Origin of the sequence: Mucilaginibacter endophyticus (assembly GCF_003351025.1) — a bacterium.
Lineage (GTDB): Bacteria > Bacteroidota > Bacteroidia > Sphingobacteriales > Sphingobacteriaceae > Mucilaginibacter > Mucilaginibacter endophyticus.
Map to the genome: position 1 here is coordinate 413,197 of NZ_QPCG01000001.1, position 15,986 is coordinate 429,182.

General features: G+C 43.8%; 16 protein-coding genes. 11 read left to right on the forward strand and 5 right to left on the reverse strand.

All coding sequences use genetic code 11. From position 1 onward, the window contains the following. The first annotated feature begins 310 nt into the window (after window positions 1-310). The gene (locus DUL71_RS01755; protein ID WP_208645463.1) at window positions 311-2,386 is read left to right on the forward strand and encodes a M13 family metallopeptidase; all 2,076 of its coding nucleotides are present in this window, start codon (window positions 311-313) and stop codon (window positions 2,384-2,386) included. Between the two features lie 153 nt (window positions 2,387-2,539). Next, entirely contained in the window at window positions 2,540-2,986 is a 447-nt protein-coding gene (locus DUL71_RS01760; protein ID WP_114936465.1) for a DUF1569 domain-containing protein, read from the forward strand. Between the two features lie 10 nt (window positions 2,987-2,996). Here the strand turns inward: DUL71_RS01760 and DUL71_RS01765 are convergent, their stop codons facing one another. Together DUL71_RS01765 and DUL71_RS01770 are read right to left on the reverse strand one after the other, a co-directional pair. Next, window positions 2,997-3,377, reverse strand: coding sequence for a type II toxin-antitoxin system death-on-curing family toxin (locus tag DUL71_RS01765; protein WP_114936466.1), 381 nt, complete (start codon window positions 3,375-3,377; stop codon window positions 2,997-2,999). Next, window positions 3,374-3,562, reverse strand: a complete 189-nt coding sequence (locus tag DUL71_RS01770) for a hypothetical protein (RefSeq protein WP_114936467.1) — start codon at window positions 3,560-3,562, stop codon at window positions 3,374-3,376. Before DUL71_RS01770 ends, DUL71_RS01765 begins: the two co-directional genes overlap by 4 nt. Before the next feature lie 126 nt (window positions 3,563-3,688). Between DUL71_RS01770 and DUL71_RS01775 the strand changes: the two genes are divergently transcribed. Together DUL71_RS01775 and mnmC2 are read left to right on the forward strand one after the other, a co-directional pair. Further along, window positions 3,689-5,035: an MBL fold metallo-hydrolase gene (locus tag DUL71_RS01775; RefSeq protein WP_114936468.1), complete on the forward strand. Its 1,347-nt coding sequence runs from the start codon at window positions 3,689-3,691 to the stop codon at window positions 5,033-5,035. Window positions 5,036-5,145: 110 nt separating this feature from the next. Further along, a complete protein-coding gene (gene mnmC2 / locus DUL71_RS01780; protein ID WP_114936469.1) occupies window positions 5,146-5,823 on the forward strand; it encodes a tRNA (5-methylaminomethyl-2-thiouridine)(34)-methyltransferase MnmC2 in 678 nt (225 codons plus the stop codon). Window positions 5,824-5,830: 7 nt separating this feature from the next. Here mnmC2 and DUL71_RS01785 read toward each other — a convergent pair whose 3' ends face one another. Then, window positions 5,831-6,661: a hypothetical protein gene (locus DUL71_RS01785; RefSeq protein ID WP_114936470.1), complete on the reverse strand. Its 831-nt coding sequence runs from the start codon at window positions 6,659-6,661 to the stop codon at window positions 5,831-5,833. 139 nt (window positions 6,662-6,800) lie between these two features. Here DUL71_RS01785 and mazG point away from each other — a divergent pair, with 139 nt between their 5' ends. The 5 genes from mazG to DUL71_RS01810 all read left to right on the forward strand — a co-directional run bounded on the left by mazG (window position 6,801) and on the right by DUL71_RS01810 (window position 11,107). Next, window positions 6,801-7,604 (forward strand): nucleoside triphosphate pyrophosphohydrolase, encoded by an 804-nt coding sequence (gene mazG, locus DUL71_RS01790; RefSeq protein ID WP_114936471.1) that lies wholly within the window; start codon window positions 6,801-6,803, stop codon window positions 7,602-7,604. Between the two features lie 77 nt (window positions 7,605-7,681). Beyond that, window positions 7,682-8,110 (forward strand): hypothetical protein, encoded by a 429-nt coding sequence (locus DUL71_RS01795; protein ID WP_112567280.1) that lies wholly within the window; start codon window positions 7,682-7,684, stop codon window positions 8,108-8,110. Window positions 8,111-8,284: 174 nt separating this feature from the next. Continuing rightward, complete coding sequence (locus DUL71_RS01800; protein ID WP_114936472.1) at window positions 8,285-8,839, forward strand: RNA polymerase sigma factor; 555 nt, start codon at window positions 8,285-8,287, stop codon at window positions 8,837-8,839. Beyond that, window positions 8,832-10,358: an outer membrane beta-barrel protein gene (locus tag DUL71_RS01805; RefSeq protein WP_114936473.1), complete on the forward strand. Its 1,527-nt coding sequence runs from the start codon at window positions 8,832-8,834 to the stop codon at window positions 10,356-10,358. The genes DUL71_RS01800 and DUL71_RS01805 overlap by 8 nt, the downstream gene beginning before the upstream one ends. Then, a complete protein-coding gene (locus DUL71_RS01810; RefSeq protein ID WP_114936474.1) occupies window positions 10,355-11,107 on the forward strand; it encodes an outer membrane beta-barrel protein in 753 nt (250 codons plus the stop codon). The genes DUL71_RS01805 and DUL71_RS01810 overlap by 4 nt, the downstream gene beginning before the upstream one ends. Before the next feature lies 1 nt (window position 11,108). Here the strand turns inward: DUL71_RS01810 and DUL71_RS01815 are convergent, their stop codons facing one another. After that, window positions 11,109-12,329 (reverse strand): FtsX-like permease family protein, encoded by a 1,221-nt coding sequence (locus DUL71_RS01815; protein WP_114936475.1) that lies wholly within the window; start codon window positions 12,327-12,329, stop codon window positions 11,109-11,111. Between the two features lie 86 nt (window positions 12,330-12,415). On the opposite strand from DUL71_RS01815, the gene DUL71_RS01820 reads away from it, so the two are divergent. Together DUL71_RS01820 and fmt are read left to right on the forward strand one after the other, a co-directional pair. Further along, complete coding sequence (locus tag DUL71_RS01820; RefSeq protein ID WP_114937440.1) at window positions 12,416-13,657, forward strand: exo-beta-N-acetylmuramidase NamZ family protein; 1,242 nt, start codon at window positions 12,416-12,418, stop codon at window positions 13,655-13,657. Window positions 13,658-13,689: 32 nt separating this feature from the next. Continuing rightward, window positions 13,690-14,607, forward strand: coding sequence for a methionyl-tRNA formyltransferase (gene fmt, locus DUL71_RS01825; RefSeq protein ID WP_114936476.1), 918 nt, complete (start codon window positions 13,690-13,692; stop codon window positions 14,605-14,607). A 341-nt stretch (window positions 14,608-14,948) separates the two neighbouring features. On the opposite strand, the gene DUL71_RS01830 is transcribed toward fmt, so the two are convergent. Further along, entirely contained in the window at window positions 14,949-15,917 is a 969-nt protein-coding gene (locus DUL71_RS01830) for a glycoside hydrolase family 5 protein (RefSeq protein ID WP_114936477.1), read from the reverse strand. Between the last annotated feature and the right edge of the window lie 69 nt (window positions 15,918-15,986).

Genomic DNA, 15,986 nt, shown 5'->3' on the forward strand with positions numbered 1-15,986 from the left:
ACCATCCCTAACGCAAAAACGTTTTCTTTTTAAACATTATCTATACAACCATACACCACCCCCATAACCATGATCTATGAACTATCAACCATGAACTATCACTCCCACAATATTTTTACAATTAACCAGTTATAATAAATGTAACATTCAAATTGTCATGAAAACAATGCCTTTTCACCGCTTTTGGCTTGATGTTTTGAAAAAAACCAAACTCGAAGCCATCATTAATTGGTTCAATCATTAAAGGCCAGCCCCCGCCTTTTTTTGCGTAATACCTGCTATTTATTAACTTTAATTTTTAAGTATTGACATGAAATTAAAGTTTAACTATTTATTGCTGGCCGCCAGCCTCGGTATGTCGGTAAATGTTTTTGCAGCAGACGGGCCTAAACCCGTAAAAACCAGGCACAAATCCGCCACGCCTCCTCAAAAGTTTATTGATCCCGCCAATATGGACCTGAGCGTAAAGCCGGGAGATGACTTTTTTGAATATGCCAATGGCGGCTGGTTAAAACAAAACGGTATTCCGGCTAAGGAAACCCGCTGGGGAAGTTTCAATATCCTTCGCCAGGAAAATACGGATAAACTGCTCGGTCTGCTGAAGGAAGTTAGCCAAACTTCAGCGTCAGAACCTAAAGGCAGTTTGAAACAGCGTGTTGGCGACCTGTACGCCAGTGGCATGGATAGTTTAACTATCGAAAAACGCGGTTACGATCCCGTCAAACCCGATTTGCAGCGTATTGATAAAATAAAAAGCCTCGACGATTTTATTAACGAACTCACCTATGAACGTGTAAACGGAATTGGCTCGCCAATTTTCAGGTCGGGCGTTGACCAGGACGACAAAAACGTTAATAAATATGTAATAAGCCTTGGTCAGGGTGGTACTACCTTGCCTGATAGGGACTATTATCTCAAAAATGATCCGCGGTCGAAGAAAGCACAGGATGCTTTAAAAAAGCTAATCACCACTTTATTTACCCTTAGCGGAAGCAGCGCAGATGAGGCCGCGAAAAACACCGCCATAGTTTATGACCTGGAATATACCTGGGCCAGGGCGCAATGGAGTCGTGTATCCATGCGCGACCCGCATGTTACATACAACAAGTTCCTGGTGAGCGATTTTGAGAAGCAAACCCCACACTTAAAGTGGTCAAAAATATTACCGGCCCTTAATATGGGTGGTCAGGACAGCATTATAGTTGGTCAGCCTTCGTTTTTCAAAACCATGGACTCGACATTTGCAGCAACTCCTATTGCCAAATGGAAAGTTTACCTGCGCTGGAATATGTTAAGGGGCTGCGCCGCGCACTTAAGCTCTGATTTTGTTAATGCAAACTTTGCTTATACCAGCGCGTTAAGCGGTCAAAAAGTACAAACTCCGCGTACCGAGCGCATGAGCGCCCTGGTTGATAGCTATCTTGGCGAATTGCTGGGTCAGCTTTTTGTTGAAAAATACTTTACGCCAGCCGCTAAACAATACATGGTTGAGCTGGTGAATAACCTTAAAGAAACCCTTGGCGACCGCATTAAACGCCTTGACTGGATGAGCCCGGCAACCAAAGAACGTGCGCTTAAAAAACTAAATGCCTTTACTGTAAAAATTGGCTACCCGGATAATTGGGAAAAATATGACGGCATTGTAATTAACCGTGATGATTATTTCGGTAACCTGCGTGCCGCAAGCAAATGGCGCTACAATTTTAACGTGAGCCGTTTAGGCAAACCGGTTGATAAAACCCGTTGGGGAATGACACCGCCAACAGTTAACGCGTATTACAACCCAACTAATAACGAGATTGTGTTCCCGGCAGGTATTCTGCAGTTTCCTTTTTTTGATTTTAAGGCTGATGATGCTGTTAACTACGGTGGCATTGGTGCCGTAATTGGCCACGAAATGACCCACGGTTTTGACGACCAAGGCCGCCAGTACGATGCCGATGGCACCCTGCGCGACTGGTGGACTAAAGAGGATGCCGATAAGTTTAAATCGCGTGCCGACCAGGTGGTTAACCAATACAATGCTTTCACGGTAGTTGATACCCTGCACGTAAACGGCAAGCTTACCCTTGGCGAAAACCTGGCCGATCTTGGCGGTTTAAATATCGCGTACGAGGCATTCAGCAAAACCAAACAGGGTCAATCGGCTAATACCATTGATGGTTTTACGCCCGATCAGCGTTTCTTCCTGTCATGGGCACAGGTATGGCGTTCTTCGCAAACTCCGGAGTCGGCAGCGCAAAGGATCCTGACAGATCCTCACTCGCCTGAGCGTTTCCGCACCAATGCGCCTATAACCAATATCAATGCATGGTACAAAGCCTTTGATATAAAACCGGGCGATAAGATGTATAAGAAGCCTGAGGACAGGACTAAAATCTGGTAATCAAACCCTTTTTATAAAAACAGGCCCGGTTCATCGCCGGGCCTGTTTTATTTTATAGCTTATTGGCATAAATCCGCCCTGTATATGGCTCAAAAACACCTATATCATATTGTAATTTCGTGATAACTTTATGGTATAAACCTTTTAAAACAAATGAAAACAATATTTGATAAAGAAACCCGTGACGGCCTGATAACCCGCATCAATTCAGTTAACGAAAACAGTCAGCCGCAATGGGGTAAAATGAATGTTTATCAAATGCTGAAACATTGCACCCTGTCTGACGAGATGTACCTGGGCATTACCCATTATAAACGAGCGTTTATTGGCAGGTTATTTGGCAAAGTGGCGCTGAAGGGGATGCTCAAGGATGATAGTCCGCTGGCAAAAAACAATCCAACCGTTCCGCAATGCAAAGTAACAGAGCCAGGTGGTGATATAGCAGCGCAGAAAAAACAATGGATTAATTTGGTTGAAGAATACGGCAGGACTCCCAAAACCGATTTTGAACATACCTTTTTCGGAAAAATGACCAGGGAGCAAATGGGGCAATTAGCGTATAAACATATCGATCATCATTTGAGGCAGTTTAGTAATTAAAGCGGCAAGATCATTTAACGGCGATCAACTTTGCTACTATCCAGCTCCTTATTTCATCAAATCTTATCTGACCTGTACTTGCAGCAATAACCATTTGATATTTTTCGTCTTGTGTCGCTGCTATATCAAATCCATTTTCCATTAAAATCAACCGCATCAATACATAGGATATCCTTTTGTTTCCATCCATAAAAGGGTGGTTTATAATAAGGCTCTCAAAAATGGCAGCAGCCTTATCCGCTGGATCCGGATATAACTCATGCTGATCAAAAGTAGCATAAGGCCGCGCAAGGGCAGCTTCCAATCCAGGCAAATCACGTATCCCTGTCAGTCCGCCAAATTTTTCAATAAGTACATTATGTATTTGATCGGCTTTTTCAACACTTATCATTGAGCAAGTTTTTCTAATAATTCGCTATCCTCGGTAAGTATCTGCCTCAAATGCGTTGCTAATTTTATATCGCCCGATGATTTCGACTGCAACTGTTTCAGGTATGAAAGAATATCCGCTAAAGCTTCTTCCGGAACATTTTCAAGCGTTTTATTAATCTCGGTCTTTATTTCAGTAACTGTCATATTCAAATTTAATCATTTTATCGTAAGCCAACTTCACAGGTTTACACAAAGGCTATCAATATTTACACCAGTTAAACATTGCGCAAATAAAACATATTGCCTAAACATTATCTTTGCAGGCAAAATATGATCATTCAACAATTTTACGATAAAGGCCTGGCGCATGGTTCATATGCCGTGATCCGCACAGGCAAAATGATAGTTATTGACCCGGCGCGTGATCCGCAGCCTTATTATGATTTCGCGGCCCAACATGATGCCGACATTGTAGGTGTTATAGAAACCCACCCGCATGCCGATTTCGTAAGTTCGCACCTCGAAATTCACGAAACCACGGGCGCTGTCATTTACTGCAGTAAATTAACCGGTGCGGCGTACCCGCACGAAACATTTGATGACGGCGACGTTATTCAACTGAACGATATTAAGCTAAAATCCATCAATACCCCCGGCCACTCGCCCGACTCTATCTGCATCTTGCTAATAGATGAAGAAGGCCGTGAAACAGCCATCTTTACCGGTGATACCCTGTTTGTTGGTGATGTAGGCCGGCCAGACTTAAGGGAAAACGTGGGCAACATCACTGCAAAAAAAGAAGAGCTTGCCCGCCAGATGTACCGGAGCACCCGCCAAAAGCTCATGACGCTGCCTAAAAACGTAATAGTTTACCCGGCGCACGGCCCCGGCTCGCTATGCGGCAAAAGCATGAGCCCCGATCTGGAAAGCACCATTGGCCGCGAATTGCGCGAAAACTATGCCTTGCAATTAATGGATGAGCTGGAGTTTGTAAGAACCCTTACTACCGATCAGCCTTTTATGCCTAAATACTTTGGCCGGGATGTGGAGTTGAATAAAAATGGTGTATCCGGCTTTGAGGGCAGCATTGTTGCTGTACCACGTATTGATGCAGACAGTGTTTTGGAAAACGGTATTTTGGTAGTTGATAGTCGCCCTAAAGCACAGTTCAGGAGCGGCCATCTGCACGGGGCCATTAACCTGCAGGACGGCGAAAAATTTGAAACCTGGCTGGGTTCTATTATCGGTCCGGATGAGCAATTTTACCTCATTGCCGAAAACGATGACAAGCTTGATACCCTGATTAAAAAGACAGCTAAAATTGGCTACGAGCAAAATATCAAAGCCGCGCTTTTAGCCCCTGCTAATACAGATGAAGTATCGGTAGATCTGGACTTAGACGCATTCAAAGCAAACGAAAACGACTATACAGTGGTTAATGTTCGTAATCATGGCGAGGTTGCCGCAGGCAAGGTATTTAAAAATGCCATCAGCATTCCCCTGCCTGAGCTACGCGAACGGGTTGACGAGATCCCTGCTGATAAACCGATTGTTGTACATTGCGCGGCCGGTTACCGTTCGGCGGCAGGCGTAAGCATTGTTTCGGCAGCTATTACAAGCGTACCGGTTTATGACCTCGGCGAGGTTGTAACAGAGATGATGAAGGAAATGCATTAATAGTTCATGGATGATAGTTCATGGTTCATGGCCAATAAAGTCCAGGAAACTATGAACTATCATTCGTAAACCATGAACTAAGTATACCAAAAAACCATGAACCATCATCTATGAACCATGAACTAACCATAGTCACCACAGCCGACGGCTCCAATACCATTTATAATGCCGAAGTAGGCGAGCATTATCATTCGCGCCATGGGGCTTTACAGGAGAGCTTGCACGTATTTGTTAAATCGGGATTGCAGTATTTTCTGGAACGCAATGATACCGCAGAGGCAAGTATACTTGAAGTAGGTTTTGGTACCGGCCTCAATTTTTTACTAACTGCCGATGCATGCAACAATAAGCAGATACAGTTAAACTACACCGGCATTGAAGCTTACCCGGTAAATGCCGGTATGATGTTGCAAACCGGCTATCAGCAATATATTCCGGAATTGCTGTGGCAGCAGTTCAACGATAGTTACGCTAATGCCCTGACCGAGAAGATTAAGATCAACCCAACTACTAAACTGCATATCGCCCATACCAAACTTTTGGATTTTAAATCGGAAGAACAATTTGATATCATCTATTTTGATGCCTTTGCCGCCATTCATCAACCCGAGATGTGGAACGAGGAAGCTATTGGTCATACCGTCAGCTTTTTAAAATCGGGCGGCGTATTTGTTACCTACGCTATTACCGGCAACCTGAAACGTATGCTCAAAAGCATGGGCTTTAAAGTAGAAAAAGCGCCCGGAGCACCCGGCAAACGCGAAATGCTCAGGGCGGTAAAACTTTAATTTCAGACTACAAGAACCTGAAGCCTACATTGAACTTCAGTGTGAAACCATTGGTAGTAGGCAATTCGCGGTAAGCAAACTGGCCCTGGGTGGCGGCACTGCGGGTAGCATAAATGATAGGGCCGCCGCAAAGCGAAAACGCCAGACGCGAATTAACAGGAGCATAGTTAAGCGATGGGCCAATCAATAAACGGGCGCCGCCTTCGGCTTCATCCGCTTCCCAAAAGCCTTCCAGATCTTGCCCTACGGCTTCAAATCCGCCGAATAGTTGCCCGGAGATATGACGATGTACACCCACGCTGGTGATCAGGTCTAATCCATCGCGATTAGTCGCGAACGCTTTTTCAAAGCGAAGGTTAGCACCAAGTTTCCAATTTGATACTTCGTAAGCTGCAGTGATCCGGCTAAATGCTACCGCGTCGCTGTTAAACTCTCTTCTGAAACCCAGACTGGCACCTGCCCTGAAACCCATCGGCTGGTTACCGCCGATAAAGTCACGCAATACTTCAGCTTGTTGCAGCGTGCGCACGCCGCCATTATTACTAAAACCTGTACCCAGCATGGCCATCAACGTAAACTTATTGCCAAGGTATCCTTTAGCCGAAAAATTTTGATCGACACCATCAAATCCCAATGGGGTAACGGTGCGCTCGCCATAGCCGCCCGAATAGTTTAAACTCCAGTTACGGCCTTGCGGGTTAAGTGTGCTCACGGTAAACAGGAAAGGCTGTGGCTGACTAAAAGTACTGTTAGCCACATCGCCAACTGGCTGTTGCTGCGCATGGCTTACTTTAAATATCGAAACAAAAAGAAGAATAGACAGGTAAATTTTTCTCATGGTAAAATGTATTTATCAGATAGCATTAACAATTGGCTAATAAAATTAATTAATGTTAGTTTAAAATTAATGATACAGTAAGTTTTCATTAAAGATGTTATCATACCTTTGCGGTATAAGTATTCATTATAAATATTTTATGCCTTTAAAAGCCCCTGAAACCGCGCCTACCGCTGCCATAGCGTTTGACAGATTACTCATTATCATGAACGACCTGCGGGCCAATTGCCCCTGGGATAAAAAGCAAACGCTTGAAAGCCTGCGCCACCTTACCATCGAAGAAACTTATGAGCTAAGCGATGCCATTTTAGGCGGCGATATGCCCGAAATAAAAAAGGAGCTTGGCGATATTATGCTGCACCTGGTATTCTACGCTAAAATTGCTTCCGAAACCAACGATTTTACCATCACCGACGTTTTGAATAGTGTTTGTGAAAAGCTGATCAATCGCCACCCACATATTTATGGCGATGTTGAGGTGCAGAATGAAGAGGATGTTAAACGCAACTGGGAGCAGATCAAGCTTAAAGAAGGTAACAAATCTGTTTTAGGTGGCGTACCTGCTTCATTACCCGCGTTGGTAAAAGCATCACGCATTCAGGAAAAGGCCCGTGGCGTTGGATTTGACTGGGAAGAGAAAAGCCAGGTTTGGGCCAAAGTTGAGGAAGAGATGCAGGAGTTTAAAAACGAGTTTAACGCCGAAGATGAAAGCACCATTGATCACGAAAGAGCAGAAGCCGAATTTGGCGACCTGCTGTTCTCTTTGATTAATTATGCACGCTTCATCAACATTAACCCAGAAAACGCCCTCGAAAAAACCAATAAAAAATTCATCAAACGTTTTCAGTATCTGGAACTTAAGGCCCAGGAAAACGGCAAACAATTGCATGATATGAGCCTGGCCGAAATGGATGTTTTTTGGGATGAGGCAAAAAAACTATAAAAATACCGCGGCGAGGTGTAGCGTTTAGTTAAAAACGTGCGTAATGGTTAAAAAAAATTGATAACGAGATAAGATATATGAAACGTAATTTATTTTACCTGCTGCCATTACTGTTAACATTAGGTGTTGCCTGTTCACCAAAAAACGAGGTTGTACCGGTTGCTCAACCACAAGGTAGTTTTACCGGAACATTTGGCGCGCTGGTTAAAAAAACCACCGGCACCGGCTATGATACTATTCGGGATACTATAGCGCTAAATCTTTCTGCTACCTCTTTATTTAAAGTAGGTGCCGAAACCAGGAAGCATGTGGCCAGCTATGGAGCATTTGCTTATAACGGATATTATATCCAGTTTAATGACTCAACTGCAGTGGTGCCCGGTGTTAATAAATTCCACCTTAAAGGTGTTTACCAGTACTATTATGATGGTAGCGTATTTCAATTGCAACGTAACAGCAATGGTGATACACTTACCGTTCAGTACAATTTAAAGAAAACTAATTAACTAAAAGTCCTATTGTTTTAATTACCGTGCCGGTGCCCCTACTCGGGGTACCGGCTTTTTTGATTACAAGAGGCAGACTATATCGGCAGATTTTTTTTATTTATTTTGTATCATTTAAATCTTCTGCTGCGTAAAGGCTTTTAAAACAACATTTAGCGGAACTAAGTACATTTAATGCATCCACCCCCTCGCATTACCGAAGAAGAAATCGTAAGGCAATGCAAAACAGGCAGCTTAAAACACCAGGAATTGCTATACAAGCAGTTCTATGGCTACGCTATGGGTATAAGTTTGCGTTACAGCTTAAACCGCGATGATGCTCTTGAGGCTGTAAATGATGCTTTTATAAAAGTATTTAATGCTATTGGCGGCTACAATACCGATAAGCCGTTTAAAGCCTGGCTCCGCACCATTTTGGTTAACACGGCCATCGACCGCCGGCGTAAGGACCTTAAATTCCAGCTTAATGTTGAATTGGATAATGCCGCCCCTATCAGGAGTAACATGGGGCCGGTTGATAATTTAAATGCACAGGATATTTTAAAGTTGATGGTTGAGCTCCCGGCTATTCAGCGAACCATTTTTAACATGTATGAGATAGACGGCTACGATCATGATGAAATAGCCACTACGCTCGGCATCCCGGTAAGCTCATCGCGCGTTTACCTGAGCAGGGCGAAAGAGAGATTAAGGAATATATTAAGAAAAGAAGCACAAAACCATGGATGATCAGTTGGATAACGACTTAAGAGACCGCATCAGGGAAGTGTTTGATAATTACGAAGACACTACTGCTGATGAAGGCTGGCTGTTGCTCAGGGAGAGATTCCCTGCTCAGGAAAAGCAGCGCCGCCCGGTTTACCTATGGTGGGCAAGCGCGGCCGCTGCCCTGCTGCTATTTTTAAGTATAGGCATTTGGTTTGCGACAAACAAAACCAAAGTAAATAATAACGGCCAAACATTTTCGGTAAAACCGTCAAAACCTGCGCAGCCTCAAAACAACGCGGCAGCCGATAGTACTAATCAAAATATTGCACCTGTACAGCCGCCTGTAACAGCTAAACAATCGCCTGCAACCAACCTTGCAAGCAATAATAGCAGCACACAATCTTCAGTTACAAAAACAAACCCCCTTAGTGGTGTATCAGCAAACAAGGCTAACACCTTCGCGAATAATAATGGTTTAAATAAACCGGCTGCTAATCCGGTTGTAAATCAGCCGGGAATAAAAGTACCTGCCTTTACTCCGGTGCAGGCAAATCCTTTGGCTACAAACCCGCTTAACACCATTGCTACCAATGTGCCGCCTGTTACCCAACCGGCTAACAACGGAGTAATCAACGTGCCTGCAGGTAAAAAAGCCGACAGTGTTGACACTGTATTGCCGCAAACCAATACACAACAACTTGCCAATAATCCGGCTGTACAGTCTCCGGTTAATAACAACCCGGTAAAAGCAGCTCCTGCAAACAACGTCCCATCGGTTGTAAAAGTTAAACCAAAGACTAATTCGATGGAGGCATTGCTGGCCAGCGATCACGATCAGCCTAAAAAGCCTGATGCCGATATGGGCGAGCGCAGGGTGAAATTCAGCGTTTATGCTGCTACCTTCTTCAACTATGCAAAGGGCAGCCAGAACCAGGTAAATGCGGGCGCGGGCTTTACATCTGATATCAGGCTGAGCAAAAACCTTAAACTATCAACCGGTTTGGCACTGGCCCAAAACACGCTTAACTATGATAAAAATAAGCCAACAAATACACGTGAGGCAGTTTCTTTTTCACCAGCTTTAGTTGCCGGGTACAATAGCTTGTCTGACTTTAGCAAAGTATCGGCTTCACCAACATTTACAAATTACAATGCCAAACTGGTTGGCTTAGATATCCCGGTTAACCTTAAATATGAGTTTAATCCACAAAAAAACGACACCTATATATCGGCAGGTGTAAGCTCCGGTACTTTTGTTAACGAAGCCTATACGGCAAGTTACAGTTACCCAGGCCTTGCAATGGCGGCAGGTGTGCAGGCGCAAACATCCGACGAAACAACACACAAAAGCTTTAACAGCTTTTACTTTGCCAGAACCCTGAATGTGGCATTTGGAGTTGGATATCCTTTAGGAAAATCGAACAAACTGATTATTGAACCATTTTTGAAATACCCGCTTGATGGGCTTGGGTCACAGCAGATAAAATTTGGAGCAGGCGGTTTAAACCTGAAACTGAACTTTACAACTCATAAAAAATGAAAAAGTACCTCCTTATCCTTGCCCCGTTAATGTTTAGCGGGCTGAGGCTTTGCGCCCAAAAATTAGAAGTTTCTGTACAGGCTAACACCGGCTTGTTCCATTTCGCAGGTAAATCATCAACAGCTACCACCCAGGTATTACAGGGCTCAATTACCGGCGACCCGATGAACCGGGCCAATAATCCTTACGGAAATAAAAACGCTTTTGGTTACGGCGGCAGTATCCAGGTTCAAACTATTTCAAAAGGCGGGTTCATTGTTGGCTTACAGGGAGGTTATGAATTATTACGAAGTAAAGTTGAGGTAGATAAATATTCACCTATTACAACCGTTTTATACTATGACTATCTGCCCATCACAGCAAATGATCCCAGTTTCACGGTAACCGGACACGTAGCCTTCCAAACCCAAAGTATTAACCTTAATCCATACATCGGTTATCGTTTTCTGCTTAGTAAAGTTAACCTCGATATTTTACCGGGGATGGATATCGGCCTGATATTGAACAGCAGGGATAAGGGAGAGGTTAAGGACAAAGATGGTAAAATTTATAAAGTCGACTACAAAAGAAGTAAAGCACCAACCGATATCCGCTTACGCCTTGGTGCTGCTGCCAGTTATGGTCGTTACGGTTTAAATGCAAGCTTCGCCCATGGTGTGAGTAATTACATGAAAGACATGATAGGCGATGCATCCTTTAACACACACAGCGAATATTTTAGGTTGGGATTAAGTTACCGCTTGCTTTAAACTATTTAAATTGGATTGCTTTCACCGGCGAGATTCGGCTTACCAATGTTGATGGGATAATGAGCACCAGCAAACAGATGATCAGCGTACCAATATTTAGCAGGATAATGTCAACGCTATCAAACTCAACCGGTACAAAGGTCATGTAATAAGATGCCTGATCGAGTTTAAAAAAGTGGGTGTACGTTTGGAAGTAGCCCAAACCAATGCCCAATAAATTACCTAACAATAAGCCCAGACCTATCAGGTAAGTAGCATTGATGAGGAATACCTTTCGGATAGCCCAGTTGGAAGCTCCCATGGCCTTGAACATGCCAATCATGGCTGTACGCTCAAGGATCATGATCAGCAATGCCGAAATCATATTGATAACGGCAACTGCTACCATCAATACCAGCATCACTACCGAATTAACATCCAGCAGATTGAGCCATTCAAATATTGTTGGATAATCTTCTTCAATGGTATATTCTTTCAGTTTTACGGGCAAAACGGTATCAAGCGCGTTGGCGGCTTCGTTAATGTGTTCAAAATCGGATACACGCAGTTCGTATTGGCCAATTTCATCCGGTTTCCAGTCGTTAAGGCGGTTAATGAGCGATAGCGCGCCTATAACAAAGGTTTTATCCACTTCCTCAACACCGATGTTAAAGATCCCTTTTATTTTAAACTGACGTTTACGCAATGGTTCCTGCACAAAATACATCAGTAGCTTATCACCAACCTTAAGTTTAAGCCTGTCGGCCGTTGTTTGTGAGATCATGATCTCCTTTTGCGCCTCAACCGAATCGGCAAAGCTAATGACATCGCCGGCAACCATCATTTTTTTAAAATAGCCCCAGTCGTAACTTTTATCAACACCCTTAAGTACTACGCCCTCAATTTCGTTATTGGCCTTAACAATACCCGGCTTGGTAGCCACCGGCATTACATGGGTAATAAACGAACTTTTGAGTGCACGCTTAACAAACTCCTTATCGGCAGGGAACGAAGAACTCTGGTATGAATTATTCAGATCGAACTTAACCACGCGGATATCCCCCGCAAAGCCTCGAACTTTATTGCGGATTTCGTGTTTAAATCCTTTAACGATAGCAAGTGACAGTATCATTACGCCAAGGCCCAGCATAATACCTATAATTGCAATGCGCACTATCAGTTTAGAGAAAGTGCGTTTTGATTTAAATGTTATACGGGCTGATATAAAAGAGGCGAAACTCAATGGCAAACTGTTTTTTTGTACCTTCGCAAATATGCGGTTTTGCTGTTAAACCTGCCACTTTTAAAATTGTTTCAACTCAATATTTTATGAATAAGATTTGTGTTTTTTTACGATTTGTCCTTATAACAGTTTTACTTGCAAACACCGCGTGCAGCCAGGCAACCGATTGTAAAAGCTGCAAAACAGCATCTGTCAAAAAAAACAAAAAAATCGGCCCTATTATTCCCGGAGCCGATCAAATTCCGCTGTATATTAACTATCTTAAGGGAAAAAATATCGGGATGGTGATTAATCAAACTTCTGTTATTGGTAAAAATTTAACTGCCAGTGTAGATAGTTTGGTTCATTCCGGAGTTAGTATAAAAAAGATCTTCGGCCCCGAGCATGGTTTCAGGGGCAATGCCAGCAATGGCGCTACCGTTGGCGATGCCAAAGACCCTACAACAGGCTTACCCGTAATATCGCTTTACGGCAACAAACACTACAAACCAACACCGGCAGATTTGAAGGGAATAGACCTGATGATATTTGATATACAGGATGTGGGCACCCGTTTTTATACTTATATATCAACCCTGCACTATGTTATGGAGGCCTGCGCCGAGAACAACGTAGAGCTAATGATTTTTGACCGCCCCAATCCCAACGGTTATTTAATTGACGGGCCAATCCTGGATACAGTTAACCGCTCATTTGTAGGCATGCACCCCATTCCCATAGCCCATGGCATGACCATTGGCGAGTACGCGCAAATGATAAACGGCGAAGGCTGGCTAAAAAATGGCGTAAAATGCAAGCTAAAGATCATTAAAGTTGCTAATTACAAACATAATTTGCCTTATACCTTACCGGTAAACCCGTCGCCAAACTTAAATACGCCGCTATCAGTTTTATTGTACCCAAGCACCTGCCTGTTTGAGGGCACCACCTTTAGCTTAGGCCGGGGGACACTTGTTCCTTTTGCCGTGCTGGGGCATCCGGCACTGAAAGGCAAGTACAGCTTTTCGTTTACACCAAAAAGTATTCCGGGTATGAGCGAAAACCCGCCGCAGAAAGACCAGGAATGTTTTGGCATCGATCTGCAAAATATTTCGCCAAATGACATTACCGGCATGGGCGCTATCAACCTGAAATGGCTCTTAGAATTATACCAGGCTTTCCCGGATAAAGATCATTTCTTTAACGGTTATTTTATAAAACTGGCCGGCACAGCCGAGTTAAGGAAACAGATTGAAGCAGGCAAAACCGAAGATGAGATCCGCGCCAGCTGGCAGCCGGGTTTAGCTGCTTTTAAAGAAACAAGAAAAAAATATTTACTATACGAATAACAGAATAAAGACATCTAATACCTAAACATACTATGAGAATTATATTTATGGGTACGCCCCAGTTTGCCGTTGCCTCGTTAGACGCTTTAATTAAAGCCGGCAGTGATATTGTGGCCGTTGTTACAGCGCCCGATAAACCGGCCGGAAGGGGTCAGAAGGTGAGTGAATCGGCAGTGAAACAATATGCCGAAGCCAACGGATTAAAAGTGCTGCAGCCCGAAAAATTGAAGAACGAAGATTTTATTGCTGAACTAAAAGCATTAAAAGCCGACTTGCAGGTTGTAGTAGCCTTCAGGATGCTGCCCGAAGCTGTTTGGAACATGCCACCTAAGGGCACCATAAATTTACATGCATCGTTACTTCCGCAATACCGTGGCGCGGCCCCAATTAACTGGGCACTCATTAACGGCGAAAAAGAAAGCGGTGTAACTACCTTCTTTTTAAAGCACGATATCGATACCGGTAACATTCTGTTCACCGAAAAAATAACCCTTACCGGCCATGAAGATGCCGGCGAGCTGCACGACCGCCTTATGAACAAAGGCGCAGGCTTACTGGTGAAAACTGTTAAAGCGGTTGAAAGCGGCCGTTACAATGAGCACCCGCAATCGCAACTGGCCGAGGGAACCGAATTAAAACACGCCCCCAAGATCTTTAAAGATGATTGCCAGATTGATTGGACACAACCTGCCTTATTAATCTATAATAAAATTCGTGGCCTTAGCCCTGTACCTACTGCCTATACGGAACTTAATGGGAAAAATTTAAAGATTTACGCAACAGAATATCAGTTATCAGAACCGGCAATACAACCAGGCGGGTTTTTAACGGATAACAAAACCTATTTGAAATTTGCAGCTAAAGATGGATTTGTATTGCTCAAAGACATTCAATTAGAGGGCAAAAAACGCATGGGCATTGAAGACTTTTTAAGGGGGGTGAAGTTGTAGTCGATTGCTTTATGAAATCCTTTTTCATTTAGACGAATTGGGATGGGGATGTGGTGTGAAGGGAGCGAGGAGAAATCTCCTGAGCCCTGCTTAAAGACCGTTGCGAGTATGGTGTATAAGATTTCTCTTTCGTCCCGACAACGCACGTGCCCGTTCTTGCTCTATCGATGACAGTTTTTGTTTTTAAGTGCTTTGGCCGTTGTTGCTGTCGCGATATGTTTTTGGAGGAATTACCCACGCGGAGTCTTGAATAGGTTACTGACTGTTTCCGGGTTGCCACTACATTATAAGACTGCCGCGCTACGCTCGACATGGTCTTTAAACTTAACATTGTTAATAACTTACTTATTTAACTCTCTTAACACATTCCTGATAAAGATTCCCGCAGGGGTTAGGTTGGCTTCTGTCCAGCCGCCTTGTATGGGGGCATTGTTTTGCAGCAAGGCAGTAGTTTCGTGTTTGTCGGTGATGTTCCAGTTGGTCCAGCTTAGTTTGTTGTCTTCGGTCCATTTAAGCCAGGTTTGTGTTTTTTGCAGATTAAACTCACCATCGCCGCTGGCTTCACCTACGCCCCATTCGGTAACAATTAACGGTAATTTCATGGCGATGGCTTTATCAGCTTTTGCGCGTAAGGCATCCTGATGATAGGGGTCGCTGGCATAAAAGTGGAAAGAATAGGCAATATTGTCGTAGCCCTTGATCGGATCGGCGGCGGCAATGTCCACATCCTGGTCCCAGTGCGGACTGCCCACTACTATTACATTGTCTTTATCATATTTGCGGATGATGGGGATGATCTGCAATGCATAATCCTTAACCGTTTTCCAGTCGGTTTTTTCGGGTTCGTTCCAGATCTCGTAGATCACGTTAGGTACACCGGCATATTTCTTAGCCATCTGCCTGAAAAAATCTTTCGATTCGCTCACATGCAGGTTTGAGTTATGATCGTGCCAGTCTATAAGTACATAAATACCGCTCCTTATCGCCTGGTCAACTACACTTATAATCAGGTCTTCTTGCTCTTCAGGTTGTTGCAGATAGCCGCCATCGGGCTGCACACCCATTGCGGCCCGGATAATTGATGCTTTAAAATCGTCGGCTAACCAACTAACTACGCCCGGGTTAAAATATTTGCGCCCCTGCCAAAGCGACCATGAAAAACTAATTCCTCTTAACTGCGGGGCCACGCCGTGTTCGTTTACAAGTTTGCCATCCTCTACCTTTAATCTGCCATTTTGGGCAACCGGTGTTTGGGCCGATACAGACCAGCTAAAGGCAACTGACAATAATAGCGCTATAAAGATTTTCATTCGCAATTAAATTAAGAGGAAAGTAATTTATAGCTACGTTGCTGCTTTTATAGCAAGATGTAAAAATTT